At 65.6% G+C, this 25,040-nt stretch carries 29 protein-coding genes; 9 read left to right on the top strand and 20 right to left on the bottom strand.

Annotated features, from left to right (window positions below):
- Positions 1 to 4: 4 nt before the first annotated feature.
- The 3 genes from epsF to WAQ08_RS18305 all read right to left on the bottom strand — a co-directional run bounded on the left by epsF (position 5) and on the right by WAQ08_RS18305 (position 4,258).
- A complete protein-coding gene (gene epsF / locus WAQ08_RS18315) occupies positions 5 to 1,429 on the bottom strand; it encodes a chain length determinant protein EpsF (RefSeq protein ID WP_422193600.1) in 1,425 nt (474 codons plus the stop codon).
- A 2-nt stretch (positions 1,430 to 1,431) separates the two neighbouring features.
- Positions 1,432 to 2,334 carry an exosortase B gene (xrtB, locus tag WAQ08_RS18310; protein WP_422193599.1) on the bottom strand — a complete coding sequence of 301 codons (903 nt, stop codon included), beginning with the start codon at positions 2,332 to 2,334 and terminating at the stop codon, positions 1,432 to 1,434.
- A gap of 712 nt (positions 2,335 to 3,046) precedes the next feature.
- A complete protein-coding gene (locus WAQ08_RS18305; RefSeq protein WP_422193597.1) occupies positions 3,047 to 4,258 on the bottom strand; it encodes a trypsin-like peptidase domain-containing protein in 1,212 nt (403 codons plus the stop codon).
- Between the two features lie 14 nt (positions 4,259 to 4,272).
- On the opposite strand from WAQ08_RS18305, the gene WAQ08_RS18300 reads away from it, so the two are divergent.
- Positions 4,273 to 5,034 carry a Nif3-like dinuclear metal center hexameric protein gene (locus WAQ08_RS18300; RefSeq protein ID WP_422193595.1) on the top strand — a complete coding sequence of 254 codons (762 nt, stop codon included), beginning with the start codon at positions 4,273 to 4,275 and terminating at the stop codon, positions 5,032 to 5,034.
- Positions 5,035 to 5,071: 37 nt separating this feature from the next.
- On the opposite strand, the gene WAQ08_RS18295 is transcribed toward WAQ08_RS18300, so the two are convergent.
- Positions 5,072 to 5,668, bottom strand: coding sequence for a hypothetical protein (locus tag WAQ08_RS18295; RefSeq protein WP_422193594.1), 597 nt, complete (start codon positions 5,666 to 5,668; stop codon positions 5,072 to 5,074).
- Positions 5,669 to 5,967: 299 nt separating this feature from the next.
- A complete protein-coding gene (gene hisF / locus WAQ08_RS18290; RefSeq protein ID WP_422193593.1) occupies positions 5,968 to 6,747 on the bottom strand; it encodes an imidazole glycerol phosphate synthase subunit HisF in 780 nt (259 codons plus the stop codon).
- A 255-nt stretch (positions 6,748 to 7,002) separates the two neighbouring features.
- Here hisF and WAQ08_RS18285 point away from each other — a divergent pair, with 255 nt between their 5' ends.
- Positions 7,003 to 8,646: an ankyrin repeat domain-containing protein gene (locus WAQ08_RS18285; RefSeq protein ID WP_422193591.1), complete on the top strand. Its 1,644-nt coding sequence runs from the start codon at positions 7,003 to 7,005 to the stop codon at positions 8,644 to 8,646.
- On the opposite strand, the gene hisA is transcribed toward WAQ08_RS18285, so the two are convergent.
- From hisA to WAQ08_RS18235, 10 genes are all read right to left on the bottom strand, one after another.
- On the bottom strand, positions 8,633 to 9,376 hold the full coding sequence (hisA, locus tag WAQ08_RS18280; RefSeq protein WP_422193590.1) for a 1-(5-phosphoribosyl)-5-[(5-phosphoribosylamino)methylideneamino]imidazole-4-carboxamide isomerase: 744 nt from the start codon (positions 9,374 to 9,376) through the stop codon (positions 8,633 to 8,635). The two genes, WAQ08_RS18285 and hisA, sit on opposite strands and share 14 nt — an antisense overlap.
- A 63-nt stretch (positions 9,377 to 9,439) precedes the next feature.
- Positions 9,440 to 10,120 (bottom strand): imidazole glycerol phosphate synthase subunit HisH, encoded by a 681-nt coding sequence (gene hisH / locus WAQ08_RS18275; RefSeq protein ID WP_422193589.1) that lies wholly within the window; start codon positions 10,118 to 10,120, stop codon positions 9,440 to 9,442.
- 55 nt (positions 10,121 to 10,175) lie between these two features.
- Positions 10,176 to 10,799: an imidazoleglycerol-phosphate dehydratase HisB gene (gene hisB, locus WAQ08_RS18270; RefSeq protein WP_422193588.1), complete on the bottom strand. Its 624-nt coding sequence runs from the start codon at positions 10,797 to 10,799 to the stop codon at positions 10,176 to 10,178.
- Positions 10,796 to 11,896, bottom strand: a complete 1,101-nt coding sequence (hisC, locus tag WAQ08_RS18265) for a histidinol-phosphate transaminase (RefSeq protein ID WP_422193587.1) — start codon at positions 11,894 to 11,896, stop codon at positions 10,796 to 10,798. Before hisC ends, hisB begins: the two co-directional genes overlap by 4 nt.
- Before the next feature lie 3 nt (positions 11,897 to 11,899).
- Complete coding sequence (hisD, locus tag WAQ08_RS18260) at positions 11,900 to 13,213, bottom strand: histidinol dehydrogenase (RefSeq protein WP_422193586.1); 1,314 nt, start codon at positions 13,211 to 13,213, stop codon at positions 11,900 to 11,902.
- A gap of 108 nt (positions 13,214 to 13,321) precedes the next feature.
- Positions 13,322 to 13,960 (bottom strand): ATP phosphoribosyltransferase, encoded by a 639-nt coding sequence (hisG, locus tag WAQ08_RS18255; protein ID WP_422193583.1) that lies wholly within the window; start codon positions 13,958 to 13,960, stop codon positions 13,322 to 13,324.
- Complete coding sequence (gene murA, locus WAQ08_RS18250) at positions 13,957 to 15,255, bottom strand: UDP-N-acetylglucosamine 1-carboxyvinyltransferase (RefSeq protein ID WP_422193581.1); 1,299 nt, start codon at positions 15,253 to 15,255, stop codon at positions 13,957 to 13,959. Before murA ends, hisG begins: the two co-directional genes overlap by 4 nt.
- Before the next feature lie 91 nt (positions 15,256 to 15,346).
- Positions 15,347 to 15,604 carry a BolA family protein gene (locus WAQ08_RS18245; protein ID WP_422193579.1) on the bottom strand — a complete coding sequence of 86 codons (258 nt, stop codon included), beginning with the start codon at positions 15,602 to 15,604 and terminating at the stop codon, positions 15,347 to 15,349.
- Between the two features lie 52 nt (positions 15,605 to 15,656).
- Complete coding sequence (locus WAQ08_RS18240; RefSeq protein ID WP_422193577.1) at positions 15,657 to 16,430, bottom strand: ABC transporter permease; 774 nt, start codon at positions 16,428 to 16,430, stop codon at positions 15,657 to 15,659.
- Positions 16,427 to 17,377 carry an ABC transporter ATP-binding protein gene (locus WAQ08_RS18235; protein ID WP_422193575.1) on the bottom strand — a complete coding sequence of 317 codons (951 nt, stop codon included), beginning with the start codon at positions 17,375 to 17,377 and terminating at the stop codon, positions 16,427 to 16,429. Before WAQ08_RS18235 ends, WAQ08_RS18240 begins: the two co-directional genes overlap by 4 nt.
- A gap of 42 nt (positions 17,378 to 17,419) precedes the next feature.
- Here WAQ08_RS18235 and WAQ08_RS18230 point away from each other — a divergent pair, with 42 nt between their 5' ends.
- Together WAQ08_RS18230 and WAQ08_RS18225 are read left to right on the top strand one after the other, a co-directional pair.
- Positions 17,420 to 18,175 carry a TetR/AcrR family transcriptional regulator gene (locus WAQ08_RS18230; RefSeq protein ID WP_422193573.1) on the top strand — a complete coding sequence of 252 codons (756 nt, stop codon included), beginning with the start codon at positions 17,420 to 17,422 and terminating at the stop codon, positions 18,173 to 18,175.
- Positions 18,176 to 18,222: 47 nt separating this feature from the next.
- Positions 18,223 to 18,480 carry an acyl-CoA-binding protein gene (locus WAQ08_RS18225; RefSeq protein ID WP_422193571.1) on the top strand — a complete coding sequence of 86 codons (258 nt, stop codon included), beginning with the start codon at positions 18,223 to 18,225 and terminating at the stop codon, positions 18,478 to 18,480.
- 35 nt (positions 18,481 to 18,515) lie between these two features.
- On the opposite strand, the gene WAQ08_RS18220 is transcribed toward WAQ08_RS18225, so the two are convergent.
- From WAQ08_RS18220 to WAQ08_RS18205, 4 genes are all read right to left on the bottom strand, one after another.
- Entirely contained in the window at positions 18,516 to 18,830 is a 315-nt protein-coding gene (locus WAQ08_RS18220; RefSeq protein WP_422193570.1) for a polyhydroxyalkanoic acid system family protein, read from the bottom strand.
- A gap of 128 nt (positions 18,831 to 18,958) precedes the next feature.
- Positions 18,959 to 19,399 carry a hypothetical protein gene (locus WAQ08_RS18215; protein WP_422193569.1) on the bottom strand — a complete coding sequence of 147 codons (441 nt, stop codon included), beginning with the start codon at positions 19,397 to 19,399 and terminating at the stop codon, positions 18,959 to 18,961.
- Between the two features lie 75 nt (positions 19,400 to 19,474).
- The gene (locus WAQ08_RS18210) at positions 19,475 to 19,624 is read right to left on the bottom strand and encodes a hypothetical protein (RefSeq protein ID WP_422193567.1); all 150 of its coding nucleotides are present in this window, start codon (positions 19,622 to 19,624) and stop codon (positions 19,475 to 19,477) included.
- Between the two features lie 15 nt (positions 19,625 to 19,639).
- Positions 19,640 to 20,821: an ammonium transporter gene (locus tag WAQ08_RS18205; protein WP_422193566.1), complete on the bottom strand. Its 1,182-nt coding sequence runs from the start codon at positions 20,819 to 20,821 to the stop codon at positions 19,640 to 19,642.
- Positions 20,822 to 21,009: 188 nt separating this feature from the next.
- Here WAQ08_RS18205 and WAQ08_RS18200 point away from each other — a divergent pair, with 188 nt between their 5' ends.
- Positions 21,010 to 22,227 carry a M20 aminoacylase family protein gene (locus tag WAQ08_RS18200; RefSeq protein WP_422193564.1) on the top strand — a complete coding sequence of 406 codons (1,218 nt, stop codon included), beginning with the start codon at positions 21,010 to 21,012 and terminating at the stop codon, positions 22,225 to 22,227.
- A gap of 94 nt (positions 22,228 to 22,321) precedes the next feature.
- Here the strand turns inward: WAQ08_RS18200 and WAQ08_RS18195 are convergent, their stop codons facing one another.
- Positions 22,322 to 22,855 carry a DUF962 domain-containing protein gene (locus tag WAQ08_RS18195; RefSeq protein WP_422193562.1) on the bottom strand — a complete coding sequence of 178 codons (534 nt, stop codon included), beginning with the start codon at positions 22,853 to 22,855 and terminating at the stop codon, positions 22,322 to 22,324.
- 171 nt (positions 22,856 to 23,026) lie between these two features.
- On the opposite strand from WAQ08_RS18195, the gene WAQ08_RS18190 reads away from it, so the two are divergent.
- From WAQ08_RS18190 to WAQ08_RS18175, 4 genes are all read left to right on the top strand, one after another.
- The gene (locus WAQ08_RS18190) at positions 23,027 to 23,785 is read left to right on the top strand and encodes a Crp/Fnr family transcriptional regulator (protein WP_422193561.1); all 759 of its coding nucleotides are present in this window, start codon (positions 23,027 to 23,029) and stop codon (positions 23,783 to 23,785) included.
- The gene (locus WAQ08_RS18185; RefSeq protein WP_422193559.1) at positions 23,772 to 24,197 is read left to right on the top strand and encodes a PaaI family thioesterase; all 426 of its coding nucleotides are present in this window, start codon (positions 23,772 to 23,774) and stop codon (positions 24,195 to 24,197) included. The genes WAQ08_RS18190 and WAQ08_RS18185 overlap by 14 nt, the downstream gene beginning before the upstream one ends.
- Before the next feature lie 15 nt (positions 24,198 to 24,212).
- Positions 24,213 to 24,428, top strand: a complete 216-nt coding sequence (locus WAQ08_RS18180; protein ID WP_422193557.1) for a DUF3565 domain-containing protein — start codon at positions 24,213 to 24,215, stop codon at positions 24,426 to 24,428.
- Positions 24,429 to 24,644: 216 nt separating this feature from the next.
- Positions 24,645 to 25,040: hypothetical protein (locus tag WAQ08_RS18175; RefSeq protein WP_422193555.1), on the top strand; the 396-nt coding region annotated here is incomplete at its 3' end.

Raw genomic sequence — 25,040 nt, 5'->3', positions numbered from 1 at the left:
CGTGTCAGACCGGCGCGTTCAATTTGGGCTGAGGCGTGCTGCGGCCAGCCAAGAAGAATCCCGACTCTTTCTTTGCTGTGTCGCTTCCATTGAAGGAAACCCGGGGGAGTTGCGCCAGCAAAGGCATGTCCAGCAAAGCCGTGACATCGTCTCGGGAACGCATGCGGCGATCTGTCAGCTCAATGACCAGGGCTGTGCCAACCGCCAGTGCAGCACCCAACACGACAGAAAGCAAGGTATTGAGGAACACCTTCGGAGACGATGCCGATGTCGGCTCCGTGGCGGACTCCAACGGCATGATGTTCGTCTGGTTACTCTGGCTCTCCAGCGAGGTTTGCATCAACCGCGCACGCACTGACTCATAGGCACGCTGGGCGCTTTCCACGTCGCGCAGCAGCACGGCAGCCTCGTCACGCTGTTCCTTGAGCTTCAGTACCTTCTGACGCTGCGCCTCGACAGCGGCACGGGCCTGAGCCTCTCGAGAAGAGTTCACGGTGCTATTGACACCCAGGCTGCCAGTCACGCGCGCCATTTCGGAATCGATCTTGCGGTTCAACTCGCTGATGTTCGCTTGCAGCTCCAGCACCTGCGGGTGGGCGGAGCCGTACTTGGCCGCAATTTCCTTCAGGCGGGCCTCTTGCCTCGATACATCGGCCTTCAAAGCACCGATCACGCTGTTGCTGAGCACTTCCGGGCTGTTGGCGCCGGCCTGGGCGCGCCGGCTGGTCGACTCAGCGGCCAGTGCCTGCAGCGCCACCAGTTGAGAGGAGAGCTCGTTCAAACGGGTGTTTTCAACGTCAAGCCTCTCGTCCGTGGCGATCAGGCCCTTCTCTTTCTGGTAGGACGACAATCTGGTCTGCGACTCTTCCAGTTGCTCACGAAGCAATTTGGATTGTTCCTCGAACATGGCGGTGTACTGCTTGGCGGGCTCGACGCGCAGTTCGAGGTTCACGGCCAAGTAGGCACGGATGAAGGTGTTGGCGATCAGCGCGGCAAAACCGGGGTCGGTGGCCGTGTAGCTGATGTTGATCACATTGGAGTCACGGGTGGGCGTCACATCCAGCTGCTTGGCCAGAAGCTTGGCCAGCCAGACCTCATAACTGCCGACGCCTTCTGTTTCTGCGCGCCACTTTTCCTGCATGGCGGCATTGTTTGCCAGGCCGGTAAGTTGCACCACCTTGCGCGCCACGCGCTCACTGCGGATCACGTCGGTCTGTGTGGCCATGTAACCCGGTACCGACATGCTCTGCATGGCAAAGCCTTGGATAGGGTCGGCGCTCTTGACATCAACCAGTACGGAAGCGGTCGCGGTGTACTGCTTAGGAAGCACGGAACTGACGATGAGCGTGGTCAATACTGTCAAAGCAAAAACCACGGACAAGGTAATCCAACGTGCCTTGAGTATTTCCAATAATTGATTGAACGTCATGGTTAGTTGCTATTTTGTTTCGTCGTCTTTTTATTCTTGAAGAATAAGCCCAGGATCGAATCAGTGAAGATCGTCAGAACGGTGGCCACCATGAAAAGCAGGATACCGGCGAAATCATGCACAAAGCCCTGCCCCGCAGCGTCGCCGAAATAGTACGTCACCAAAACCAGCGCAATGACGCGGGTCACATTGGAAACGAAGGAAATCGGCAAAATCAGGATAGCAAGTGCAATATTGCGAGCCTTACTGGCATGCTGCACGACGCTCATGTAGAACACGCCGATGGCTTCCAATGCGAAGATCGAATTCAAGCCGGCACAAGCATCAGCCACCAGCAATTGATAGGGGCCGATGGTCAGGGTGACACCGGCACGGCCGATGGGATAACCCAACGCATACATGATCATTTCGGCCACGTGCGACACAGCAGCCTTGAGCGGCCCCGTCAATGCATCGACCAGAGTACCCGGCAGGGGAATGATGAAAATGATGAAGAACAGCGGAAACCACATGTGCTTGAGGCCTGCCGTACCCTTGTAGAGCAGCAGCACACCCGCCAGCACCAGGATCTGCGAGCCCGCATCGAACATCAAAATGTCTTGCGAATGGCCCACGATGTAGAAAAGCAGACCGCTCACGAGCAGCAGGCCACCTGGCAGCGCTGCGGTGCGCGCCGGCAACGCTGCCAGCCCGGGCCACCGCTGGTAGGCCAGCCACACCGTCAGGGCCAGCATCACCGGACCATGCCCCTGGCCCACAATGTTCCAGATTGTCTTGTCCAGCGTTATGTAGGTCGGCACATACATCGCCAAGAACCCAATGGCCAGCGCAGCAAGTTCGATCTTGCTGGGGTTGCCTTGGTTGACGGCAACGGGTTTGGGCGCGTCGATGGCGGCGTGGGTCACGTGTGTAGTCATGCTGTGGCTGAGTGACATGATGCAAGACAAGTTCCAGCTTTGGTGCGCAATGCGGCAGCGCACCACCCAGATGAGTGTAAGCGGGCGGCATGACAAAACTGTCTTGAACTTTTCTGCGCTTGCCACCGAAGGCAACAAGTCTTGCGCTGGCGTTATATGCTCTCTGAAAAAGAAGTGTCCGACAACTTCCATTCAGCATGAGTGAACAATTCTGCTTGTTGCACGTTGGATCCCTCCAGTCAGAAAATGGATCTGCTTGAGTGGGGCATTCCGCCCCTTACGTTAGCTTTCCTTCAGATCGGCGCTTGTTCAGCCAATGCTGAGCTGGCGCTCCGTTCTTCATCGACGTTAAAGGGCGGGGTGGAGAAATGCTCAAACTGTTGGTCCGTTGCAGCGGCCAAATGCGAAGCGTGTCCCTCCACTCCAGCACCTCGAACCATACAAGCGGAGCGACTGCAGGTCGCGTAGCGAGCTATGCGGCCCCATCTCGCCACGAGCAGCACAGGGCAGTCCTGCCGGAGGCAGGACCGACAACAAAGAAGCCCGGCCGGCTGCCCCCACATCCCGCGCCCCGCGCTGCCCCGCCAAAGAGCCTCAACCAAGGCGTGCCAACAAGCCCCCCAGTACACAGGCACAAAAAAACGCGCCTTAGACAAGGCGCGTTCCATGAATCCTCTATCGAGGAGAGCAAGCCAAAAACCTACTCCTCGTCGTCATCCTGTTCAGCCGCCGACGCTGCCGGCCGGTTGATCGCCCTGGGCCGCTGCGCCACCGCCACATTCATCGACAGCGTCTGATTACCCCGGCGCACCTGCACCTGCGCCACCGAACCCGGCTTCAGGCTCGCCACCGCGTTGAGCAACTGCGTCGTGTTGCCCACCTTGGCCTCGGCCACCTGCACCACCACATCGCCCGGGCGCACACCGCCCTTGGCTGCAGGCCCGTTGTGCAGCACACCGGTGATCAGCACGCCCTCCTTGATCGGCAGGTTGAAGGTTTCGGCGATCTCCGGCGTCAGGTCACGCGGCTCCACACCGATCCAGCCACGGGTGACCTGCCCGTCGCGGATCAGGCTTTCCATCACCAGGCGCGCCGTGGACACAGGGATCGCGAAGCCGATGCCCATGTTCCCGCCAGAGCGCGAATAGATGGCACTGTTGATGCCCATCAGGTTGCCGTGCGCATCGACCAGCGCACCACCCGAGTTGCCCGGGTTGATCGCCGCATCCGTCTGGATGAAGTTCTCGAACGTGTTGATGCCCAGCTGGTTGCGCCCCAGCGCGCTCACGATGCCCGAGGTGACCGTCTGGCCCACGCCGAAGGGGTTACCGATGGCCAACACCGCATCGCCCACCTGCAAGGTGTCGGAATCACCGAACACGATGGCCGGCAGCTTCTCCAGGTCGATTTTGAGCACGGCCAGGTCGGATTCCGGATCCGTGCCGATCACCTTGGCGCGCGCCTTGCGCCCATCCGTCAGCATGACCTCGATGTCGTCCATGCGGTCGACCACGTGGTTGTTGGTCAGCACGTAGCCATCCTGGCTGACGATCACGCCCGAGCCCACGCCAGCCTGGGGCTGGCCATTGCCGCCTTGCTCACCGAAGAAGTAGCGGAACCAGGGGTCGCGCTGGCGCTGGTTGCGCGAAGCTGTCTTGCTGGTGATCACGCTGACCACCGTGGGCGCAGCACGTTGGGCAGCCTCGGCGAAGCCCACATCGGCCGCCGGCACCCCCTTCACGCCCGAGGCCGGGATGCTGGGCGGTGGGCTGCCCAGCGGCAGCGACACGATGGGCGAGCCTTGCTGCCAGGGCAATTGCTGGATCCACTGCGGCTTGAGCGTGGACACCACGAAAATAACGGCCACCGCGACGGTGACCGCCTGCGAGAAAATAAGCCAGAGTTTGCGCATTGAAGGACAACGGAATGACCACCGACGTGATCGAACGCGAGTTATTGACCGCCCACCTCGACCAATTGCTCGATAGCGGGCGATTCCGCGATTATGGGCCGAACGGTCTGCAAGTGGAGGGCAAACCCCAGATTCGCAAGATCGTGACCGGCGTGACCGCCAGCCTGGCCCTGATCGAGGCGGCCGTGGCCGCCGGTGCGGACGCCATTCTGGTGCACCACGGCCTGTTCTGGCGCGACCAGGATGGCCGGGTGACCGGATGGATGCGCCAGCGGCTGAACACGCTGCTGCGCCACGACATCAACCTGCTGGCCTATCACCTGCCGCTGGACGCGCACGCCAGCCTGGGCAACAACGCGCAATGGGGCCAGCGCCTCGGGTTGAGCGCCGATGGCCGCTTCGGTGAGCAGGACCTGGGCTTTCTGGGGGCGGTGCCTGACGATCTGAGCCTGGACGGCCTGGCCGACTGCGTGGCCGACGTGATGGGCCGCACACCCACGCTCGTGCGCGGCGATGGCCGCGCCATCAAGCGCATCGCCTGGTGCAGCGGCGGTGCGCAGGGCTACTTCGAGCAGGCCATCGCGGCCGGCGCCGATGTCTACCTGACCGGCGAGATCTCGGAGCCGCAAGCCCACTACGCACGCGAGATGGGCGTGGCCTTCATGGCCTGCGGCCACCACGCCAGCGAGCGCTATGGCGTGCAGGCGCTGGGCCAGTCGGTGTACGAGCGTTTCGGCGTGGCCCACGCCTTCATCGACATCGACAACCCCGCCTGAACAACGGGGCCGTCGACATCAGGGCTGGCGCACGGGATCAGCGCACCAGCGCGGCCTCCAGCTCGGCGAAGCTGTGGGCGTGCAGGTCAGCGTCGATGGGCTGGCCCATGGCAGCTTCCAGGCGCTTGGCCGAGAACAAGCCGCGCAGCGAGGTCTTGCCATCGACTTGCTCGGTGACCAGCAGGTAGCGCAGGCCATGTTCGCGCAGCGTGGCCACGATGTCGCCCACGCGGGCGTGGCGCACGGCCTGCATGTCGGCCACTTCCCAGTGCGTCAGCGGCGTCATCACATCGGCCAGCGACAGCTCCTGCCGATGAACGTTGTGCGCCAGCGCGCGCAGCAAAGGGCGCTCGCCCATCAGGGTGTCGGCCGTGACCATGCCGACCAGATCCCCCTGGGTACCCGACACGAAGGCCATGCGCACACCGGCCCGCAGCATCACGTGCAGGGTCTGGTCCAGCCCATCGCGGTGGCTGGCGACCACCAGGGGGCTGAAGCGAACATCGGTGAGCAGCGGAAGGGCACGGTCGTCGGGGCGCGCGGTGCGCTTGAGCTGGGGCAGGCTGGGCGCCTGGGTCAGCGACGACAGGGGCACGGGGCGGAAACGCGGTGCTTGTTGTTGTGCGGCAGACATGATGAGGAACTCCTTTGCATCGGATGGAGCGTCCGCTGGTGGCCCGTCATGACCCGATGATCCGGGGTGGCTGGGCGCGGCGGATGTTGTCCAAACCTCACCTCTACATTACGCCGAAGTGGGCGTTCAGGTTGACAGGTTTGCATGGCCACAGCCCGTCTGATGTGATGCCATTCACGCCTGTTCAGGCAGCGGATCTGTGGCAGAACTCGGGCCATGCGCTCATCGCTGTGAAGAAGTGCAAAGGGCCGCGTGATGCGGCCCTTGTCTTTGTGCATCGGCAGATGCCTGCGCGCAGTTCAGAGCCGCACCGGGATCCCACGCTGAGCCATCAGGGCCTTGGCCTGGCCCACGGTGTACTCACCGTAGTGGAAGATGCTGGCGGCCAGCACCGCATCCGCCCCGCCCTGCTGCACGCCATCGGCGAGGTGGTCGAGGTTGCCCACGCCGCCCGAGGCGATCACGGGCACGCCCACCGCATCGCTCACGGCACGGGTGAGCGCCAGATCGAAGCCCGACTTGGTGCCGTCCTTGTCCATGCTGGTCAGCAGGATCTCGCCAGCACCGTGCTCGGCCATCTGCGTGGCCCAGGCCACGACATCGAGGCCCACGTTCTTGCGGCCGCCGTGAGTGTAGACATCCCAGCCCGGGCCGCGCGCGGCGAGGTCGTCGCCCTGGCGACGCTTGGCGTCGATGGCCACGACGATGCACTGCGAGCCGTACTTGTCGGACGCGTCGCGGATCACCTGCGGGTTGGCCACGGCCGCCGAATTGAAGCTGACCTTGTCGGCCCCTGCGTTGAGCAGGCGGCGCACATCCTCGACGACGCGCACGCCGCCGCCTACCGTGAGGGGGATGAACACCTGCGAGGCCACGGCCTCGATGATGTGCAGGATCAGGTCGCGGCCATCGCTGGTGGCGGTGATGTCCAGGAAGGTGAGTTCGTCGGCGCCCTGCTCGTTGTAGCGCGCGGCGATCTCGACCGGATCACCCGCGTCACGCAACTCGACGAAATTGACGCCCTTGACGACGCGGCCGCCCGTGACGTCGAGACAGGGAATGATTCTTTTGGCGAGCATGGGAGGCGGGAAGCAGTTGGGCAAGGGGTTCTGGGCGCCAAGAGGTGCACCTGATGCAACCATTTGGTCAGGTCAATATTGTAGAGATTGGCCGGCGTGGCGCCAAAAAAGCCATCGATCACGTTGGCCCCTTTTACATGCGCATCCTCTAGCCTCCAAGCCCCACAACGGGTGTACGTCGGGCCATGAAGCCTGTGCTGGCGCCGTGGAATACTCTCGTCACTCAAAAAACTATTCCCGAGGGGGGAAACACCAATGCCGCGATTCGCACGCAGCAGGGGCCTTTCTGGCCTGTTCGCAGTGTCATGCCTGCTTCCAAGCACCCTGGCCTTTGCCGGGGCGGATCTGGGCTGGGACCTCAGCTATCAAGCCGCCATCCAGACAATGGATGCGCGCGAATTCCTCCCTTACTGGGTCAGTGAGCACCCGAAGCGCCCTGTCCACACCAAGATGCAAGAGTACGTCGGCGACACCATCGAGAGCTCCGTGCTCATCGAAACACCGGACAGCCATGCTGGCTCTCCGATGGCGACCTGGTTCATCAGGACACGCAACAGTGCCGTGGCTTGTACCTTTCACCACAAGTTCATGAACAAGCCCTGCGACCCCCTGGATCCGAAGAAGATGGATCAATTCATCCGGGAACTTCGAGGGTTCGTGGCACTGCCGCCTCCCAAGGATCCGAGCAGAGCGGCCGTTGGCAAATCTCATGGTGACCAGCCGCCCTTCTTCTTCAACTACGTCGGCTTCCTGAGCATCTACCAACACGGCACCGTGCTTCAAAGGCCCATTGCCATGGCGGAACGGTTCATCTCCGCCCCCGACGCGTCCCCCGCACTCGATTCTCGGGCGGGACGCCTGGATCGCGCTGTCGACCGGCTTGTCCTGGATGAAAAGGTATTCAACAAACGCCAGGCAGAGATCGAAGCCTGGATGCGGCGAAGCCGACTCACCGAGGCGGTGCGCCAAGGCAAACTGAACGACGTGACCCGGCTGCTCGATCAAGGCGAGCCTGTCAGTGTCTCAGCCTGGGAAACCCCGCCGTTGCTGGCCGTTGCCGCTGGTCATGGGCAAGCAGCAATGGTGAAACTCCTGTTGAAGCGGGGCGCCAAAATCAATGCGATGGAGTCTGCGGCCTTGAAAGCCGCCGTCCATGCCAAAGACATGCCTATGGTGACGCTGCTCCTCGACAGAGGCGCCAAGGCCACCCCGCCAAAAGACGACCTCAATGCCTATCAGTACGTGAATCATTGGCCCTTGGGCCTGGCCATGCGATCCGGCCAGTTCGACATGGCGACGTACCTGATCAGCAGAGGGGCGGACATCGACCTCGCCTTGGGCCTGGCTGTGCAAACCGGCCAGATCGAGATGGCGGAGCAACTGATCGACAAGGGAGCGGATGTCAATCATGAGCCCCTTCTTTCGCTAGCCGCGACCGAGCAGAATCTCCGGATGGTGGACTTCCTTCTCGAGCATGGCGCCAACCCTAATGGCATGGACCGCGATCACAGCACCACACCTCTGATCACCCTCATGAGCTACAGCGGCCGTCTGGGTGGCCTGCCGCAAGAGGCCGAAGCGCTTCAGCAGATCGGGATGACCGAAGTCAGGCTGTCGTTGATTGCTCGCCACTTGGTGGCCGGAGGCGCCAACGTCAACCTGACCACAAGAAGTTGCAAGACCGCCTACCTTGAAGCCAGCGACTATCACAGCAAAACCATGACGGCACTTCTGCTTGAACTGGGCGCCGACCCGAAGGCCCATGAGACCTGCGAGGCAGAGCGCATGAGCGAGGCAAGAAAAAACCCGGCCAAAGCCGGGTCTTCGTGCGCCGAAACAAGCGTTGAATCAAGCAATCACATTGCCTCAGCAGGCCCTATTTGTCTCAGGCCCCGTTGAGCTCGTCCGCGCGCGTCTGCGCGGCAGCGAAATCCAAGTCGCCGCTATAGATCGCGCGGCCGCAGATCACGCCCTCGACGCCTTCGTCTTCCACAGCGCAGAGCTTTTCGATGTCCAGGATGTTGGACAAGCCACCCGAGGCGATCACCGGCACGGCCAGGGCCTGGGCCAGCTTCACGGTGGCATCGATGTTGATGCCGGTGAGCATGCCGTCGCGGCCGATGTCGGTGTAGATGATGCCTTCGACGCCGTAGTCCTCGAACTTCTTGGCCAGGTCGATCACCTCGTGGCCGGAGAGCTTGCTCCAGCCGTCGGTGGCCACCTTGCCGTCCTTGGCGTCCAGGCCGACCAGGATGTGGCCGCCAAAGGCGCTGCAGGCGTCCTTCAGGAAGCCGGGGTTCTTGACCGCGGCCGTGCCGATGATGACGTAGCTCAGGCCGTCGTCGAGGTAGCGCTCGATGGTGTCCAGGTCACGGATGCCGCCACCCAGTTGCACGGGGATCTCGTCGCCCACTTCCTTGATGATGGCCTTGATCGCCGCCTCGTTGACCGGCTTGCCGGCGAAGGCCCCGTTCAAGTCCACCAGGTGCAAGCGCCGGGCGCCAGCGTCCAGCCATCGCCTGGCCATCGCGGCCGGATCCTCGCCGAAGGTGGTGGAGTCGTTCATGTCGCCTTGTTTGAGGCGCACGCATTTGCCGTCTTTCAGGTCAATCGCGGGGATCAGCAGCATGGCTTGGGGCCAGAGGATGGAAAGAAAGGGTGAAACATCAGCCGTGGGCGCGTACGGCGGCGCTCACGGTTGCCATGTCAGGAAGTTGCGGTACAGGGCCAGACCATGCGCCGCGCTCTTTTCCGGATGGAACTGTGTCGCGAAAATATTATCCCGGGCCACCGCGCAGGTAAAGCGGGTGCCATAGTCGGTCTCGCCGGCACTGTGTTGGAGATTGTCCACAACCGCATGGTAACTGTGGACGAAGTAGAAGTAGCTGTCCTCAGGGATGCCGGCCCACACGGGGTGGGGTTGGTCGCCCTGGTTGGCGGGCTGGTGGACACGGTTCCAGCCCATCTGGGGCACCTTGTAGCGGCTGCCATCGGGCTGGGTGCGTCCTTCCAGGCGGAAGCGGATCACGCGGCCGGGGATCAGGCCCAGGCCGGGAGTGTCCTGCTCTTCGCTGTGGTCCAGCAGCATCTGCATGCCCACGCACACGCCCATCAAGGGCTTGCGGGCGGCGGCATTCAGCACCGCTTCCAGCAGGCCGCCGCCATGGGCTTCGCGCAGCTCGCGCATGCAATCACGCATCGCGCCCTGCCCCGGTAGCACGACACGCTCGGCGGCATGCACCACGTCGGGGTCGTTGGTGACCACCACGTTCAGGCCTTCCAGGCCCTGGGCGGCGTGCTGCACCGCCTGGGACACCGAACGCAGGTTGCCCATGCCGTAATCGATGACGGCCACGGTCGAAGCGGGATTCATGGGATCAGAGAGAAACGAAGCGAATCAGGAAAGTGTCGATGCAGGTGCACCAGGCTCACAGCGAGCCCTTGGTCGAAGGGATCACGCCGGCCATGCGGGGGTCGCGCTCCAGGGCGCCGCGCAGCGCACGGGCAAAGGCCTTGAACACGGTCTCGCACTGGTGATGCGCGTTGACGCCGCGCAGATTGTCGATGTGCAGCGTGACACCCGCGTGGTTCACGAAGCCCTGGAAGAATTCGAAGGTGAGCTGGGTGTCGAAACCGCCGATGCTGCCAGCCGTGAAAGGCACGTGCATGGTCAGGCCAGGGCGGCCGGAGAAGTCGATCACCACGCGCGACAGGGCCTCATCAAGGGGTACATAGGCGTGGCCATAGCGGCGGATGCCCTTCTTGTCGCCCACGGCCTTGGCCACGGCCTGGCCCAGGGTGATGCCCACGTCTTCCACCGTGTGGTGGCCGTCGATGTGCAGGTCGCCCTTGGCGTCGATGTCCAGGTCGATCAGCCCGTGACGGGCGATCTGGTCGAGCATGTGGTCGAAGAAGCCGATGCCGGTGGCCAGGCGGGCCGTGCCGGCGCCGTCCAGGTTGACGCGCACGGTGATCTGGGTTTCGGCCGTGTTGCGGGTGACCTCGGCCACGCGGTCGGTGGCGCCGGGGGCGGTCAATTCGGGAGCGTTCATGCGTTGTGGTTCGTCAGGGGCTCGCGCAGGAGATCGGCCAGCGCGGCCATCAGGGCGTCGTTCTCCGAGGGCAGGCCCACGGTCAGACGGATGCAGTTTGCCAGCAAACGGTGTAATCCAGACACATTTTTGATCAGGATGCCCCGTTGCTTGAGGGCGGCGAAGGTGCTGGCGGCGTCGTTCACGCGCACCAGGATCATGTTGGCCTGGCTGGGATAGGCCTTGACGCCGGGCAGCGTGGCCAGGAAGCCTTGCAGGCGCTCGCGCTCCGCCTTGATCACCTCGGCCTGGCGGGTGAACTCGGCCTCGTGCTCCAGCGCGAACAGCGCGGCCTCGGTGTTGAGCACGCTGATGTTGTAGGGCGGGCGCACCTTGTCGACCTGCTCGATCAGGTCGGCGCGGCCCAGCATGTAGCCCAGGCGGATGCCGGCCAGGCCGAACTTGGACAGGGTGCGCATCAGCAGCACGTGGGGGTGCTTTTGCAGGCGGTCCAGGTAGCTCTGGCTGGCGAAGGGCTGGTAGGCCTCGTCGATCACGACCAGGCCCTGACCATTGGCCGCCACGGCCTGCACGATCTGCTCGATGGCCGCGGCATCCCACAGGTTAGCTGTGGGGTTGTTCGGGTAGGCGATGTAGGTGATGGCCGGGCGATGCTCGCGGATGGCAGCCAACATGGCGGACACGTCCAGCTCGAAATCGGGCGTGAGCGGCACGCTGACGAAGCGCAGGCCTTGCAAGGTGGCCGACATCTCGTACATCACGAAGCCGGGCAGCGGGGCCAGCACGGTGGCGCCGGGCGTGGCGCAAGCCTGCGAGAGCAGCGAGATCAGTTCATCCGAGCCGTTGCCCAGCACCAGACCGTAGCCTTCGGGCACCTGGGCGTGCTGGCGCAGCGCGGCGTGCAGATCGTTGATGCGCGGGCCGGGGTAGCGGTTGAGCGCCACGGCGCCCAGGCGGCGGCCCAACTCGTCTTGCAGCTCGGGCGGCAAGGCGAAAGGGTTCTCCATCGCGTCCAGCTTGATGAAGCCGGCAGCGTCCTGCACATGGTAGGCGTGCAGGGCCCGCACGTCGGGGCGGAAGGTATCTAGCAGGCTCATGGCTTACTTCTTGAGGCGGAACTCGGCGGCCTGGGCGTGGGCCTGCAGGCCTTCGCCGTAGGCCAGCACGGCGGCCGTCTTGCCCAGCACCTGGGCGCCGGCCTCGCTCACCTCGATCAGGCTGGAGCGCTTCTGGAAGTCATACACGCCCAGCGGCGACGAGAAGCGCGCCGTGCCCGAGGTAGGCAGCACGTGGTTGGGGCCAGCGCAGTAGTCGCCCAGCGATTCGCTGGTGTAGGCGCCCAGGAAGATGGCGCCGGCGTGCTTGAGCAGCGGTTCCCACTTGTGGGGCTCGTTGCTGGACACCTCCAGGTGCTCAGGCGCGATGCGGTTGCTGATGGCGCAGGCCTCTTCCATGCTCTGCGTGAGGATCAGCGCGCCGCGCCCTTCCAGCGAGGCGCGGATGATGTCGGCGCGGGGCATGGTGGGCAGCAGGCGGTCGATCTCGGCCTGCACCTTGGCGATGTAGGCCGCGTCGGGGCACAGCAGGATGCTCTGGGCCAGCTCGTCGTGCTCGGCCTGGCTGAACAGGTCCATGGCCACCCAGTCGGGCGGCGTGGAGCCGTCGGCCAGCACGAGGATCTCGCTGGGGCCGGCGATCATGTCGATGCCGACCTGGCCAAACACGTGCTTCTTGGCGCTGGCCACGTAGGCGTTGCCGGGGCCGGTGATCTTGTCGACCTTGGGCACGGTGGCCGTGCCGTAGGCCAGCGCGGCCACGGCCTGGGCACCGCCCACGGTGAAGGCGCGCGTGACGCCGGCCACGTGGGCCGCGGCCAGCACCAGCGGGTTCTTCTCGCCGCGCGGGGTGGGCACGACCATGATGATCTCAGCCACGCCGGCCACGTGGGCGGGGATGGCGTTCATCAGCACGGACGATGGGTACGCCGCCTTGCCGCCGGGCACGTAGATGCCGACGCGGTCCAGCGGGGTGACCTTCTGGCCCAGCAGGGTGCCGTCTTCGTCGCGGTACTGCCAGCTCAGGCCGCAGGCTTCCTTCTGGCGCTCGTGGTATGCGCGGACCCGGCGGGCGGCGGATTCGAGCGCTTCACGCTGTTCTACCGGCAGGCTGTCGAAGGCGGCCTTGAGCTCAGCGGCAGTGAGTTCCAGCGCTGTCATCGAAGCAGCTTCGAGGTGGTCGAAGCGGGCGGTGTACTCCAGCACGGCGGCGTCGCCGCGCAGGCGCACGTCGGCCAGGATGGCGCCGACGCGCTCCTCGATGGCCACGTCCGTCTCGGCCGACCAATGCAGCACGCGCGCGAAGGCGGCGTCGAAGTCAGGCTGGGCGGTGGAGAGGTGGCGGATCTGGACAGTCATGGAGCCAAGGATCTCAGATTTGCGGGTTCAAGGAGCGGCGCGGCGATGGGATCTGGCGATGGGCGCCATAGGCATCGGCGCGCGGCTCTGGGTGTGGTCAGGCGGCTATCAGGCAGGAATCGCGGACTGGAAGGCTTCGATCAGTTGGCGGATCGGCTCGCGCTTGAGCTTGAGCGCGGCCTGGTTGACCACCAGGCGCGAGCTGATCGGCATGATGTGCTCGACCTCGACCAGCTTGTTGGCCTTGAGCGTGCTGCCGGTGGAGACCAGGTCGACGATGGCGTCGGCCACGCCGATCAGCGGGGCCAGTTCCATCGAGCCGTAAAGCTTGATCAGGTCCACGTGCACGCCCTTGTCGGCAAAGTGCCGGCTGGCGATGCTGGTGTACTTGGTGGCCACGCGGATGCGCGAGCCCTGCTTGACGGCGGCGGCGTAGTCGAAATCGGCTGGCACGGCCACGCTCATGCGGCACTTGGCGATGTTCAGGTCCAGCGGCTGGTAGAGGTTGTCGCCGCCGTGCTCGATCAGCACGTCCTTGCCGGCCACGCCGATGTCGGCACCGCCGTATTCCACGTAGGTGGGCACGTCGGTGGCGCGCACCAGCACCACGCGCACGTCGTCGCGGGTGGTGGGCAGGATCAGCTTGCGGGATTTTTCAGGGTCTTCGGTGACCTGGATGCCGGCGGCGGCCAGCAGGGGCAGCGTCTCTTCGAAGATGCGGCCTTTGGACAGGGCCAGGGTGATCATGCTTTCACTCTCTCAATATCTGCACCGATGGCGCGCAGCTTGGCTTCCATGCGGTCATAGCCACGGTCGAGGTGGTAGATGCGGTCGACCAGGGTCTCGCCTTCGGCCACGAGGCCGGCGATGACCAGGCTGGCCGAGGCGCGCAGGTCGGTGGCCATCACGGTGGCGCCCGACAGCTTGGCAACGCCCGTGACGACGGCGCTGTGGCCATCGACCTCGATGCGGGCGCCCAGGCGCACCAGCTCATTGACGTGCATGAAGCGGTTCTCGAAGATGGTCTCGTGGATCACGGCCGTGCCTTCGGCCACGCAGTCCAGCGTCATGAACTGGGCCTGCATGTCGGTCGGGAAGGCGGGGTATTCACGCGTGCGGAAACCCACCGAGCGCGGGCGCGCATCGGCCTGGACGCGGATCGTGCCCTCGCCCACGGTGATCTGCAGGCCGGCTTCGCGCAGCTTCTCAATCACGGATTCGAGGTGGCTGGCGTCGGCGCGGCGCAGGGTGACATCGCCACCGGCGGCGCCCACGGCACACAGGAAGGTGCCGGTCTCGATGCGGTCGGGGATGATCTGGTGGGCCTTGGCGGGCGTGAGGCCATGCAGCTTGTCCACGCCCTGGATGCGGATGCGGTGCGTGCCGTGGCCTTCGATCTTGGCGCCCATGGCGATCAGCAGCTCGGCCAGGTCGGAGATTTCAGGCTCTTGCGCGGCGTTTTCGAGGATGGTTTCGCCCTCGGCCAATGCTGCGGCCATCAGGAAGTTCTCGGTGCCCGTCACGGTGACCATGTCGGTCGTGATGCGGGCGCCCTTCAGGCGCGTGGGCTGGCCGTCGGCGCCCACAGGGGTGCGCGCCTCGATGTAGCCGTGCTCCACCGCGATCTGCGCGCCCATGGCCTGCAGGCCCTTGATGTGCTGGTCAACCGGGCGCGAACCGATGGCGCAGCCGCCGGGCAGCGACACGCGTGCGCGGCCGAAGCGGGCCAGCAGCGGGCCCAGCACCAAGATCGAGGCGCGCATGGTCTTGACCAGCTCGTAGGGCGCCTCGGGGTTGTTGACCTGGCCGGCGTCCAGCGTGACCAGATCGGCATCGCTGCCATGGCGCTCGGCCACCACGCCCATGTTGGCCAGCAGCTTGAGCGTGGTGTTCACGTCCTGCAACTGGGGCACGTTGGCCAGCGTGACGGGTTCGGCGCTCAGCAGCGCGGCGCACAGGTCGGGCAGCGCGGCGTTCTTGGCGCCGGAGATGGTCACTTCGCCTTGCAGGCGGCGGCCGCCGCGGATCAGGAGTTTGTCCATGGGGAAACACAAAGGGCGCGAGGCCACCACATCGGGGCGGCCCGCGCCATCAGCCTTTGTCAGGTTGTAAGGTCGGCAAGTAAGGCAGAAATCACGACGCGGCGCTGCCCTGGGCGGCCCATTCGGTCGGGGTCAGGGTCTTCATCGACAGGGCGTGGATCTGCTCGCGCATTCTATCGCCCAGGGCCTGGTAGACGCGCTGGTGGCGCGCGATGCGGGTCTTGCCATCGAACTCGACCGAGACGATGGTCGCGAAGAAATGGCGGCCGTCGCCCTCGACGTGCAGGTGGGAGCAAGGCAGGCCGGCTTCGATGAACTGCTGGACCTCGGCGGCGGTGGGATCGGCCATGGGGGAAATCTCGTGATATGGAATATAGGAAACAAGTGAACGCCTGGCGCGTTCAATGCCGGATTTTGTACCCGGTCTTGAGCAATTGGAGCGCAATGGCCGAGACGATCACCGTGGCACTGCCCACCACGCCCAGGCTGAGCCAGGGGCTGACGTCGCTGGCACCGAAGAAGCCGCGCCGGAACCCATCGATCAGATAGAAGAAGGGGTTCAGGTGCGACAGCCCCTGCCAGAAGGACGGCAGCGAGTGCACCGAATAGAACACGCCCGACAGGAAGGTCATGGGCACGATGATGAAGTTCTGGAACAGCGCCATCTGATCGAACTTCTCGGCCCACAGGCCGGCGATCAGGCCCAGGGCGCCCAGCAAGGCACCGCCCAGCACCGCGAAGATCAGGGCCCACCAGGGCTGGGCCAGGCCCGGCGGCGCGAACCAGGCGGTCACGGCAAAGACACCCGCCCCCACGGCCAGCCCACGCACCAGAGAGGCGCCCACATAGGCCAGGAACCAGGCGCGGTGCGACAGCGGTGTCAGCAGCACGAACACCAGGTTGCCGGTGATCTTGCTCTGGATGAGGGATGAGGAACTGTTGGCGAAGGCGTTCTGAAGCAGGCTCATCATCACCAGGCCCGGGATCAGGAAGCTGGTGTAACCCACGCCCTTGAACACCTGCACGTGGTCCTCCAGCACATGGCCGAAGATCAGCAGGTAGAGCACGGCCGTGAGCACGGGGGCGGCCACGGTCTGGAAGCCCACCTTCCAGAAGCGCAGCACTTCCTTGCGGAACAGGGGGGCTGCGCCGGTCAGGCTGTCGGACCAGTTCATGCGGACACCTCCGTCGTGGCCGCCGCGGCATGGGCCGGTGTGGCGCCCTGCCCCTGCATGATGGCCAGGAAGACATCCTCCAGATCAGCACGGCCGATCTCCAGGTCCTCCACACGGCACTGGGCCTGGCGCAAGGTGGTCAGCACCTGCTCGACCTCGGTGGCGTCGTGCGCGGCCAGTTGCACCACGCGGCCGGTGATGCGGGCGCGGGCGGCCAGGTCGGCCGGCAGGGTGTCGTCCGTCTTGAAGCGCAGCATGGTGTGGGCGGTGCCGGCCAGCAGGGTGGAAGTGCGCTCCAGCGCCACCAGCTCGCCCTGCTTGAGCATGCCGATGCGGTGGCACAGGGCCTCGGCCTCTTCCAGGTAGTGGGTGGTCAGCAGCACGGTGTGGCCTTCGCGGTTCAGCCGGGCGATGAAATGCCACAGGGTCTGGCGCAGTTCCACATCCACGCCGGCGGTCGGCTCATCCAGCACGATCACGGGGGGCTTGTGCACCAGGGCCTGGGCCACCAGCACGCGGCGCTTCATGCCGCCCGACAGTTGCCGCATGTTGGCCTCGGCCTTGTCGAGCAGGCCCAGGTTGTCCAGCAGCTCGTCGATCCAGTCATCGTTGCGGCGCACGCCGAAGTAGCCGCTCTGGATGCGCAGGGTCTCGCGCACCGAGAAGAAGGGATCGAACACCAGCTCCTGCGGCACCACGCCCAGGGCTCGGCGGGCAGCCTGGTAGTCGCGGCGCACGTCGTGGCCGTGCACCAGGGCCTGGCCGCCGCTGGCGCGCGACAGGCCCGCCAGGATGCTGATGAGGGTGGTCTTGCCCGCGCCGTTGGGGCCGAGCAGTCCGAAGAATTCGCCCTGCGGGATGTCGAAGCTCACGCCCTTGAGGGCATGCACGGTGCGACCGCCGGCATCGAATGTTTTCGTGACGTTTTGAAAGGTGATGGCGCTCATGGGAGGCGACAATTGTATGAAGTCACCGGTCACACCGCCTTCATGACAGCCAAAAGACCCCGTCGTACCGCCGAACGCATCCTGGACGTGACCCTGGCGATGTTCAACCGTTTCGGCGAGCCCAATGTGTCCACCAGCCAGCTGTGTGGCGAGCTTGGCATCAGCCCGGGCAATCTGTTCTACCACCACGCCACCCGGGATGCGCTGGTGGCCGGGCTGTTCGTGCGGTACCAGGGCGCGCTGGACCAGGCGCTGGCCGTGCCCCTGCCCATCACGGCCGACATCCCTGCAGAAGCCGATGCCGAGGCCACTGCACCGCCCTGGTGGCGAGGCAAGACCTCAGAGCCGCTGACCGACCTGATCCACCTGGCCGAGGCGATCGCACACGTGGCCTGGACCTACCGCTTCCTGTTCCGGGATCTGAGCGACCTGGTCTCGCGCCACCGCGTGCTGGAAGAAGGGCTGCCACCCCTGCTGCGCCGCCAGGCACAGGCCCTGACGCAGGCATTGCGCCCCCTGCCCTGGCAAGCGCCCACGCCCGATGACGCCACATTTGCCATCTGGGTGGGCCACATGCTGGCCGCCCTGACCGGCAGCACCGGCCTGGATGGCGCACTGGACCCGCGCGAACACCTGCGCCAATCCGGCCCGCACGCAGTGGACGTGGCACTGGGCCGCGCCCTGGGCCTGCTGCGGCCCGCCCTGTCAGGCCCCGACCGCACGCTGATGGACACCCACCTCGGACCGGGGGATGCCTTCGGGATGGACCCATGGTGGCTGGCCCCTCGGGCCGGCTAAGATCCGGGCTTCTTTCCAGAACACCAACACGCCGTTAGGAGACAACGATGTCCGACCTCAAAGCCCGCTTCGACCAGGCCCTGGCCGATTCCAAGCTGCTGCCCGCCAAGCCCGACAACAACACCCTGCTGCAGATCTACTCGCTGTTCAAGCAAGGCAGCGTGGGCGACGTGCAGGGCGATCGTCCCGGCATGATGGACTTCGTGGGCCGCGCCAAGTACGACGCCTGGGCTGCGCACAAAGGCAAGTCCCAAGAGCAGGCCCAGCAGGCCTACATCGACCTGATCCAATCGCTCAAGGCCTGATCAGGCCGCGCGACCGCCAGGTCGACCCCAAAGCCTCAGGCGGCCGACGAGCCCCCTGAGGCTTTTTCAATGATGCGCTCCAGATTGCGCGACACCTCGGCCTCGACGATGGGCTTGAACGCCGCCATCATCATGCCCAGCTTGATGTCCAGCGTGAACTCGGTGCCCGACACCAGCATCGTGCCCTTCACCCCGGTGCGCTCGAAAGTGATGGTGTCCTGCGTCTCGCCGGCCTGCGTCTGGCAGCTCAGGCCCAGCTTGCGGGCAGCGTCGTCCAGCCATTCGCGGGCCAGTTCGCGGGCACGGTCAAGGCCCAGATTGTGGGCACGTTCGTAGTGGATGTCGCTCATGTCGTGTTCTCGCCGATCCTGCACGGATCATGGGGTGGTTGCGGGTCGAGGGCGACACTATATAAGGCTGCAAGCCGCTGGGCCGTCATGCGAGGGAGCCATTGGCGACGCCGCCCAACCAAACCCACTCACAGGTAGCGACGCACCGGCTTCAGATGCGCATCCCCGCTGGATTCGAACTCCCGCACGATGCGCGTGAAGCAGGCATCGGCCTTGACGGGCCCCACCCATTCGGCCAGCGCCACATAGGCCGCGTTGACCAGCCGGGTTCCCGTGCCAACGGCGCGCCACTCCCCCGCCAAAGCGGGCACGCGCCCCCAGAGCCAGTCCGTGGCCAGGCACAGCACCGGCTCGGGCAGTCGCCCGGCCTGCTTGATCAAGGTGTGCCGCCAGCGCTGCGGGCTGTAGGACATCGGGGCTTCACTGGCCACGGCCTGCTCCACCATCTCCAGAAAGCGCTGCCCCACCAGCCGGCAGTAGCGGCTCAGCCCCACCATGGCCGAAGCCGGGCCGGAGGTATCAGGCGGCTGCCACAGCGCGGCCGCCTCACGGGCCCTGTCGGCATCCAAGTAGGGCTGCAGCGCCCACATCAGCGCCAGCCATGCGGGCGATCCCTAAGGACTGGAACGGTGGATGCGGCGGGCTCAACCATGCTGTTTGCCCTGGTGGACCACGTCCTGCTGGAACTCGGGGTAGCCCAGCTCGCAGTGCTCGGTGAAATCCAGCCCGCGCTGCTCGGCCAGCGTGGAGACCCGCAACGGCACCACCTTGCCGATCAGCCAGTACATCAGCACCGACGCGCCAAAGGCTCAGACGAAGGCCGCCAGGCACCCCAGCGCCTGCACCCCGACCTGCGCCGGATTGAACATGTCATTGGCATTGAACAGGCCCGCGGCCATGGTGCCCCACACGCCGCCCACCACGTGCACGGACATGGCGCCCACCACATCGTCGACCCGGAACGCCTCCAGCACCGACGCCGCCACCACGCCCAACGCCCTGGCCACCGCACCAGCAATGAGCGCGAAGGCCGGCTCCATCACGTGGCAGCCCGATGTCACGCCCACCAAACCCGCGATGGAGCCATTGACGTGGTGGTCAGCAGCACCTTCTGACGCAGCACGGCCAGCATGGCAATGGCGCCCACGGCACCGGCCGCGCCGCCCATATGGGTGTTCAGCGCAATCTTGCCGATGCCCACGGTGGCTGCCGGCATTGAAACCGAACCAGCCGATCCACAGGATGAAAGCCCCCAGCGACACCAGCGGCAGGTTGTGCTCCAGGATCTGGCGGGGTTGCCCGTCCGGGCCGAAGCGCCCGGTGCGCGGCCCGACCGCCAGCAGGGCCGCCAATGCCGCCCAGCCGCCCACCGCATGCACCACGCTCGAGCCCGCAAAGTCGATGAAGCCCATCTGCTTGAGCCAACCCTCGCCACCGTGCGCGGAACCCCAGGCCCAACTGCCGTAGATCGGGTAGATCACCCCCGTGATCACCATCGAGCCGACGATGTAGGCCGAAAAACGCGTGCGCTCGGCAATGGCGCCGCTCACGATGGTGGCCGACACGGCCGCGAACATGGTCTGGAAGAACAACGCGCCGTACTCCGCCTCTCCGACACGGTGCAGCGCGAAGCCCGTGGTGCCCAGCCAGCCCGTCTGGTTCAGGCCGAACATCAACCCGTAGCCCGCCAGCCAATACGCGATCGCGCCAAAGCACATGTCGCAGTAGTTCTTCATGATGACGTTGACGGTGTTCTTGGCGCGGGCCATGCCCGACTCCTGGAAGGCGAAACCCGCCTGCATGAAGAACACCAGCGCCCCGGCCGCCACCACCCACACTATGTCGGTGGCGGCCTTGAGCGACTGGAGCGTGAGTTCCGGCGTGGCGGCCTCGGATGCCTGGGCCAGGCCCGGCGCCAGCGACATCACCAGCAGGATCGACAACAGGGATGACAAAGAGCGGGGAACTTCCGAACTACGCGAAGAAATCATGCACCGGTCCTGCGCAAGGGCTGACAAATCTGGACACAGCCGCACCAGACTGCAAGGACCAGACCACCTTGCTGCACCGCAGCACGCCTGCGCCCCACTCGTTCAAGGGGTGCCTGGCCGCCGCCGAGCATCAGCGAGCCAGCCGGGTAAGATGGCCCTTCCGCACCACCTTCCATGACGGTTGAGCCATGTCCTCCGACACCACCGACCTGCCATCGACGGTCCTGCCCGCGCTGCTGGACCAGGCCCCTGGCATCCAGGCGCTGCGCCGCGACATCCATGCGCACCCTGAACTCTGCTTCGAGGAGGCGCGCACCAGCGACCTGATCGCCCGCCAACTGGCCGACTGGGGCATCGAGGTGCACCGCGGCCTGGGCAAGACCGGCCTGGTCGGTGTGATCAAGGGCAAGCGCCCCGGCAGCAAGGCCATCGGCCTGCGGGCGGACATGGACGCCCTGCCCGTCACCGAGCAGAACACCTTCGCCCACGCCAGCCGCCACCCCGGCCGCATGCATGCCTGCGGCCATGACGGCCACGTGGCCATGCTGCTGGCCGCGGCCCAACACTTGGCCGCGCACAACGATTTCGCCGGCACGGTGTACCTGGTGTTCCAGCCCGCCGAAGAAGGCGGCGGCGGTGCCCGCGAGATGATGAAGGACGGCCTGTTCCAGCGCTTCCCGATGGACGCGATCTTCGGCATGCACAACTGGCCCAACATGAAGGCCGGCCAGTTCGCGATCAACGCCGGGCCCTGCTTCGCATCGAGCAACGAGTTCCGCGTCACCGTCATCGGCAAGGGCTGCCACGCCGCCATGCCCCATCTTGGCCTGGACCCGATGCCCGTGGCCTGCCAGTTGGTGCAGGCCTTCCAGACCATCCTGACGCGCAGCCTGCGCCCCATCGAGACCGGCGTGATCTCGGTGACCATGATCGAAGCCGGCGTGGCCACCAACGTGGTGCCCGACCGCGTCACCATGCAAGGCACGGTGCGCACCTTCACCACCGAGGCGCTGGACCTGATCGAGCAGCGCATGCGCGAGATCTGCGCGCACGTGCCGGCCGGCTTCGGCTGCACGGCGGAGCTGGAGTTCCACCGCAACTACCCGCCCACCGTCAACCACGCCGACGAGACCGAATTCGCACGCACCGTGATGCGCGAGGTGGTCGGCGAGGTCAATGTGCTGGAGTTCGAGCCCACCATGGGCGCCGAGGATTTTAGCTTCTTCCTGGAGAAAAAGCCCGGCGCCTACTTCGTGATCGGCAATGGCGACGGCTCGCACCGCGAAGGCGGCCACGGCCTGGGCCCCTGCATGCTGCACAACCCCAGCTACGACTTCAACGACCGGCTGATCCCGGTGGGCGCCACGCTGTGGGTGAAGCTGGCCGAGCGCTGGCTGGCCGCATGAAAAAGGGGCCTGTGAAGGCCCCTTGCTGGCGATCCTGACATCGCCGCACCAGCGCCCTCACGGCGCTGGTGGATGACAAGGCCCAAGGCCTCTATCAGTGCTTGATCGAATCGAGCCCGACCTGGCGCAGATGTGTCGGCCCCACCTTGGCTTCGATGGCGCGCAGCACCTCGGGGCGCAGGCCCATCGCGAAGGCCACCTCGGCCACCACGAACAGCGGGCCGATGAACAGGCCCACCAAGTCATCGACAAAAGCCGGCTTGCGGCCTTCGTAGTAGTGGCCCACGAACTGGAAGATCCAGCCGATGACGAACAGGCCCACGCCCGTGCTCAGCCACACGCTGGTGGGCTGCGCCGCCACGCCGATGCTGAACCACCAGGTGGCCGCCAGCAGCGCCGTCATCACCGCGCCGAAGCGCAGATCCAGCAGCAGGTAGTAGATGGACGTGCCCAGCACCAGCAGCAAGGAGAGCGACAGCGGCACGCCGGCCACGTTGATCGACGGGCGCGCCGTGAGGCAGCCAATGGCCAGCACGATCATGGGGATGCCGATGAAGTGCGTGGCGATGTTGCGGCGGTCGCGGTGGTAGGCCGCGTAGTTGGTGAGCTGTTCGACGAGGGTTTTCATGGCTGTCTCTCTCGGCTGGTTCTTTGCTCGAATAATGCACCCGTCTGCGTTTTTTGTCTGTCGGATAGGCTACGTTCACGGGCTGGGCATCGCCCCATGCCCGCGCCGCCCCGCATGAGGCATATTGCCGGCCAGCCCCCGCTGTCGTCCCCGCCCCTTGGCCTCCGCCCCTTGAAGACACTGCCCGCCCCCGAAGATTTCCTGCCCCTGCTGTCCCAGGGCCGCTGGTTCGCCGGATTGCCCGGTGATGTCCGCCAGCGCCTGATGGCCCAGGCCGCCGTGCGCCTGCTGCCAGCGGGCCACCGGCTGTTCAGCCGGGGCGATCCCAACGACGGCCTGTACGCCGTGGTGGACGGCGCCGTGCGCATCGGCGGGATCAGCGCCGACGGCAAGGAGGCCGTGCTCAGCATGATCGAGCCGCCCCTGTGGTTCGGCGAAATCGCCCTGTTCGATGCCGGCCCGCGCACCCACGATGCCGACACCCGTGCGCCCACCACCGTGCTGCACGTGCCCCTGCATGCCCTGCAGGACCAGTTAGCCGCCCACCCCGGCGACTGGCACCACCTGGGCGCACTGGCCGTGGAGAAGATGCGCGCCGTGCTTTCCGGCCTGGAGGAACTGACCCTGCTGCCCGCGCCGCAGCGCATGGCCCGTCGCCTGTGGGAAATGAGCCTGGGCCACGGCATGCTGACGGAGCAAGGCGCACGCAGCGCCCTGGCCGTGAACCAGGAGCAACTGGGCGCCATGCTGGCCCTGAGCCGCCAGACCGTCAACGAGGTGCTACGCCACCTGGAAGCCCAGGGCATCGTGGCCCGGCGCTACGGCCGCATCGAGATCCTGGACCGTGAGGCGCTGCGTGCCGCGGGCGACGTGCCGGACTCAACCCGAGCGCGCCCCTGGCCTCAGAATCGTCGCCATGATCACCCCTGACCAACTCAACCAACGCGGCATCAACAGCCTGCCCGGCCACCTCGGCATCGTCGTCACCCATGTGGCCGAAGGCGAAGTGCGCGCCGAACTGACCGTGGCGCCGCACCTCATGGCGCCCAACGGCTTCCTGCACGCCGGCAGCGTCGTCACCCTGGCCGACACCTGCTCGGGCTATGGCTGCGTGAGCAACCTGCCCGAGGGCGCCAACGGCTTCACCACCATCGAGCTCAAATCCAACCACCTGGGCACGGCCCGCGAAGGCGTGGTGGAGTGCGTGGCCAAGGCCGTGCACCTGGGCCGCAACACCCAGGTGTGGGACGCCACCGTCACCCACCGAGACACGGGCAAGACCATGGCCCTGTTCCGCTGTACGCAGATGGTGCTCTACCCTAAAGCCCCCAAGGCGGCCTGATACCGCGCCCGCGCCGTGGATCAGCCGATCACCAGTTTCCACCTCGACGAGGAAGGCCACTGGGTGGCCCGACTGGCCTGCGGCCACCATCAGCACGTGCGCCACGATCCGCCCTGGATCAACCGCCCCTGGACCGCCACGCTGGAAGGCCGGCAGGCCACGCTGGGCCGCCTCCTGGCCTGCAAGAAGTGCGACGAAAGCGCCCCGCCCGACACACCGCCCACGTCCTGACAACCCCCGCGTTTCCGGCGTTGCGGGCCTGCGCCAGGCGTGGCATCGTCACACGCGCAATGAATGCCATGCGTTGCTGTGATTGAACTGCACACTGCCGTGGACAGCAGCCAACCCCGCATTCAGCGACAAGCCGAGCCAGGCTGTATCTAGGCTCTCTTCCACGTTGTCACGAGAAACGGCCCCCGGTGCGGCCATCTCGACAGGAGACCGCCCATGCGCCGCCGCCTCCAGCGCCTTCTTCAGCACATCGCCCAGCGCCTGCTTCGCCCTGCCGGGCTGGCCTGGCTCATGGTGATCACCGCCACCTCGGCCCAGGCCGACGCCATGCAGCACTCCGACATCATCCTGCTGCAACCCGAATCCGTGCTGGCGCCGCGCGTGCCCAATGTGCAGGGCCTGGCCACCTACATCGACAAGGCCACCGCCCAGGCGGCCGAAGTGACGCGCCAGGCCGAGGCCGGCCCGCCCACCAGCGGCTTCCTGGTGATCGCGATCCGCCCGGGGCTGCGCTCGAACGCCTGGCTGGATTTCCAGCCGCCCCTGCCGCAACCCCTGGCCGATGCCGTGCTCCGCGCGATGCGCGCCGTCACGCCCCCCGCGGTGCGGGGC

It is taken from the genome of Aquabacterium sp., assembly GCF_049274795.1.
In the GTDB taxonomy this organism is placed as follows: Bacteria; Pseudomonadota; Gammaproteobacteria; order Burkholderiales; family Burkholderiaceae_C; genus Aquabacterium.
The sequence above is the reverse complement of the archived record's forward strand: the minus strand, read 5'-3'. Positions and strand labels throughout refer to the sequence as shown.

Bases quoted from the DNA above. Each gene is read 5' to 3' on its own strand.
- WAQ08_RS18295 (WP_422193594.1), bottom strand. From the start codon at position 5,668: ATGTCTGCCGCACAACAACAAGCACCGCGTTTCCGCCCCGTGCCCCTG.
- WAQ08_RS18300 (WP_422193595.1), top strand. From the start codon at position 4,273: ATGACCACCGACGTGATCGAACGCGAGTTATTGACCGCCCACCTCGAC.
- WAQ08_RS18205 (WP_422193566.1), bottom strand. From the start codon at position 20,821: ATGATTTCTTCGCGTAGTTCGGAAGTTCCCCGCTCTTTGTCATCCCTG.
- hisD (WP_422193586.1), bottom strand. From the start codon at position 13,213: ATGACTGTCCAGATCCGCCACCTCTCCACCGCCCAGCCTGACTTCGAC.
- hisG (WP_422193583.1), bottom strand. From the start codon at position 13,960: ATGATCACCCTGGCCCTGTCCAAAGGCCGCATCTTCGAAGAGACGCTG.
- WAQ08_RS18230 (WP_422193573.1), top strand. From the start codon at position 17,420: ATGACAGCCAAAAGACCCCGTCGTACCGCCGAACGCATCCTGGACGTG.
- WAQ08_RS18305 (WP_422193597.1), bottom strand. From the start codon at position 4,258: ATGCGCAAACTCTGGCTTATTTTCTCGCAGGCGGTCACCGTCGCGGTG.
- murA (WP_422193581.1), bottom strand. From the start codon at position 15,255: ATGGACAAACTCCTGATCCGCGGCGGCCGCCGCCTGCAAGGCGAAGTG.
- epsF (WP_422193600.1), bottom strand. From the start codon at position 1,429: ATGACGTTCAATCAATTATTGGAAATACTCAAGGCACGTTGGATTACC.
- WAQ08_RS18225 (WP_422193571.1), top strand. From the start codon at position 18,223: ATGTCCGACCTCAAAGCCCGCTTCGACCAGGCCCTGGCCGATTCCAAG.
- WAQ08_RS18285 (WP_422193591.1), top strand. From the start codon at position 7,003: ATGCCGCGATTCGCACGCAGCAGGGGCCTTTCTGGCCTGTTCGCAGTG.
- hisB (WP_422193588.1), bottom strand. From the start codon at position 10,799: ATGAACGCTCCCGAATTGACCGCCCCCGGCGCCACCGACCGCGTGGCC.
- hisC (WP_422193587.1), bottom strand. From the start codon at position 11,896: ATGAGCCTGCTAGATACCTTCCGCCCCGACGTGCGGGCCCTGCACGCC.
- WAQ08_RS18235 (WP_422193575.1), bottom strand. From the start codon at position 17,377: ATGAGCGCCATCACCTTTCAAAACGTCACGAAAACATTCGATGCCGGC.
- WAQ08_RS18240 (WP_422193577.1), bottom strand. From the start codon at position 16,430: ATGAACTGGTCCGACAGCCTGACCGGCGCAGCCCCCCTGTTCCGCAAG.
- WAQ08_RS18200 (WP_422193564.1), top strand. From the start codon at position 21,010: ATGTCCTCCGACACCACCGACCTGCCATCGACGGTCCTGCCCGCGCTG.
- hisF (WP_422193593.1), bottom strand. From the start codon at position 6,747: ATGCTCGCCAAAAGAATCATTCCCTGTCTCGACGTCACGGGCGGCCGC.
- WAQ08_RS18245 (WP_422193579.1), bottom strand. From the start codon at position 15,604: ATGGCCGATCCCACCGCCGCCGAGGTCCAGCAGTTCATCGAAGCCGGC.
- WAQ08_RS18195 (WP_422193562.1), bottom strand. From the start codon at position 22,855: ATGAAAACCCTCGTCGAACAGCTCACCAACTACGCGGCCTACCACCGC.
- hisA (WP_422193590.1), bottom strand. From the start codon at position 9,376: ATGCTGCTGATCCCCGCGATTGACCTGAAAGACGGCAAATGCGTGCGC.
- WAQ08_RS18185 (WP_422193559.1), top strand. From the start codon at position 23,772: ATGATCACCCCTGACCAACTCAACCAACGCGGCATCAACAGCCTGCCC.
- hisH (WP_422193589.1), bottom strand. From the start codon at position 10,120: ATGAATCCCGCTTCGACCGTGGCCGTCATCGATTACGGCATGGGCAAC.
- WAQ08_RS18220 (WP_422193570.1), bottom strand. From the start codon at position 18,830: ATGAGCGACATCCACTACGAACGTGCCCACAATCTGGGCCTTGACCGT.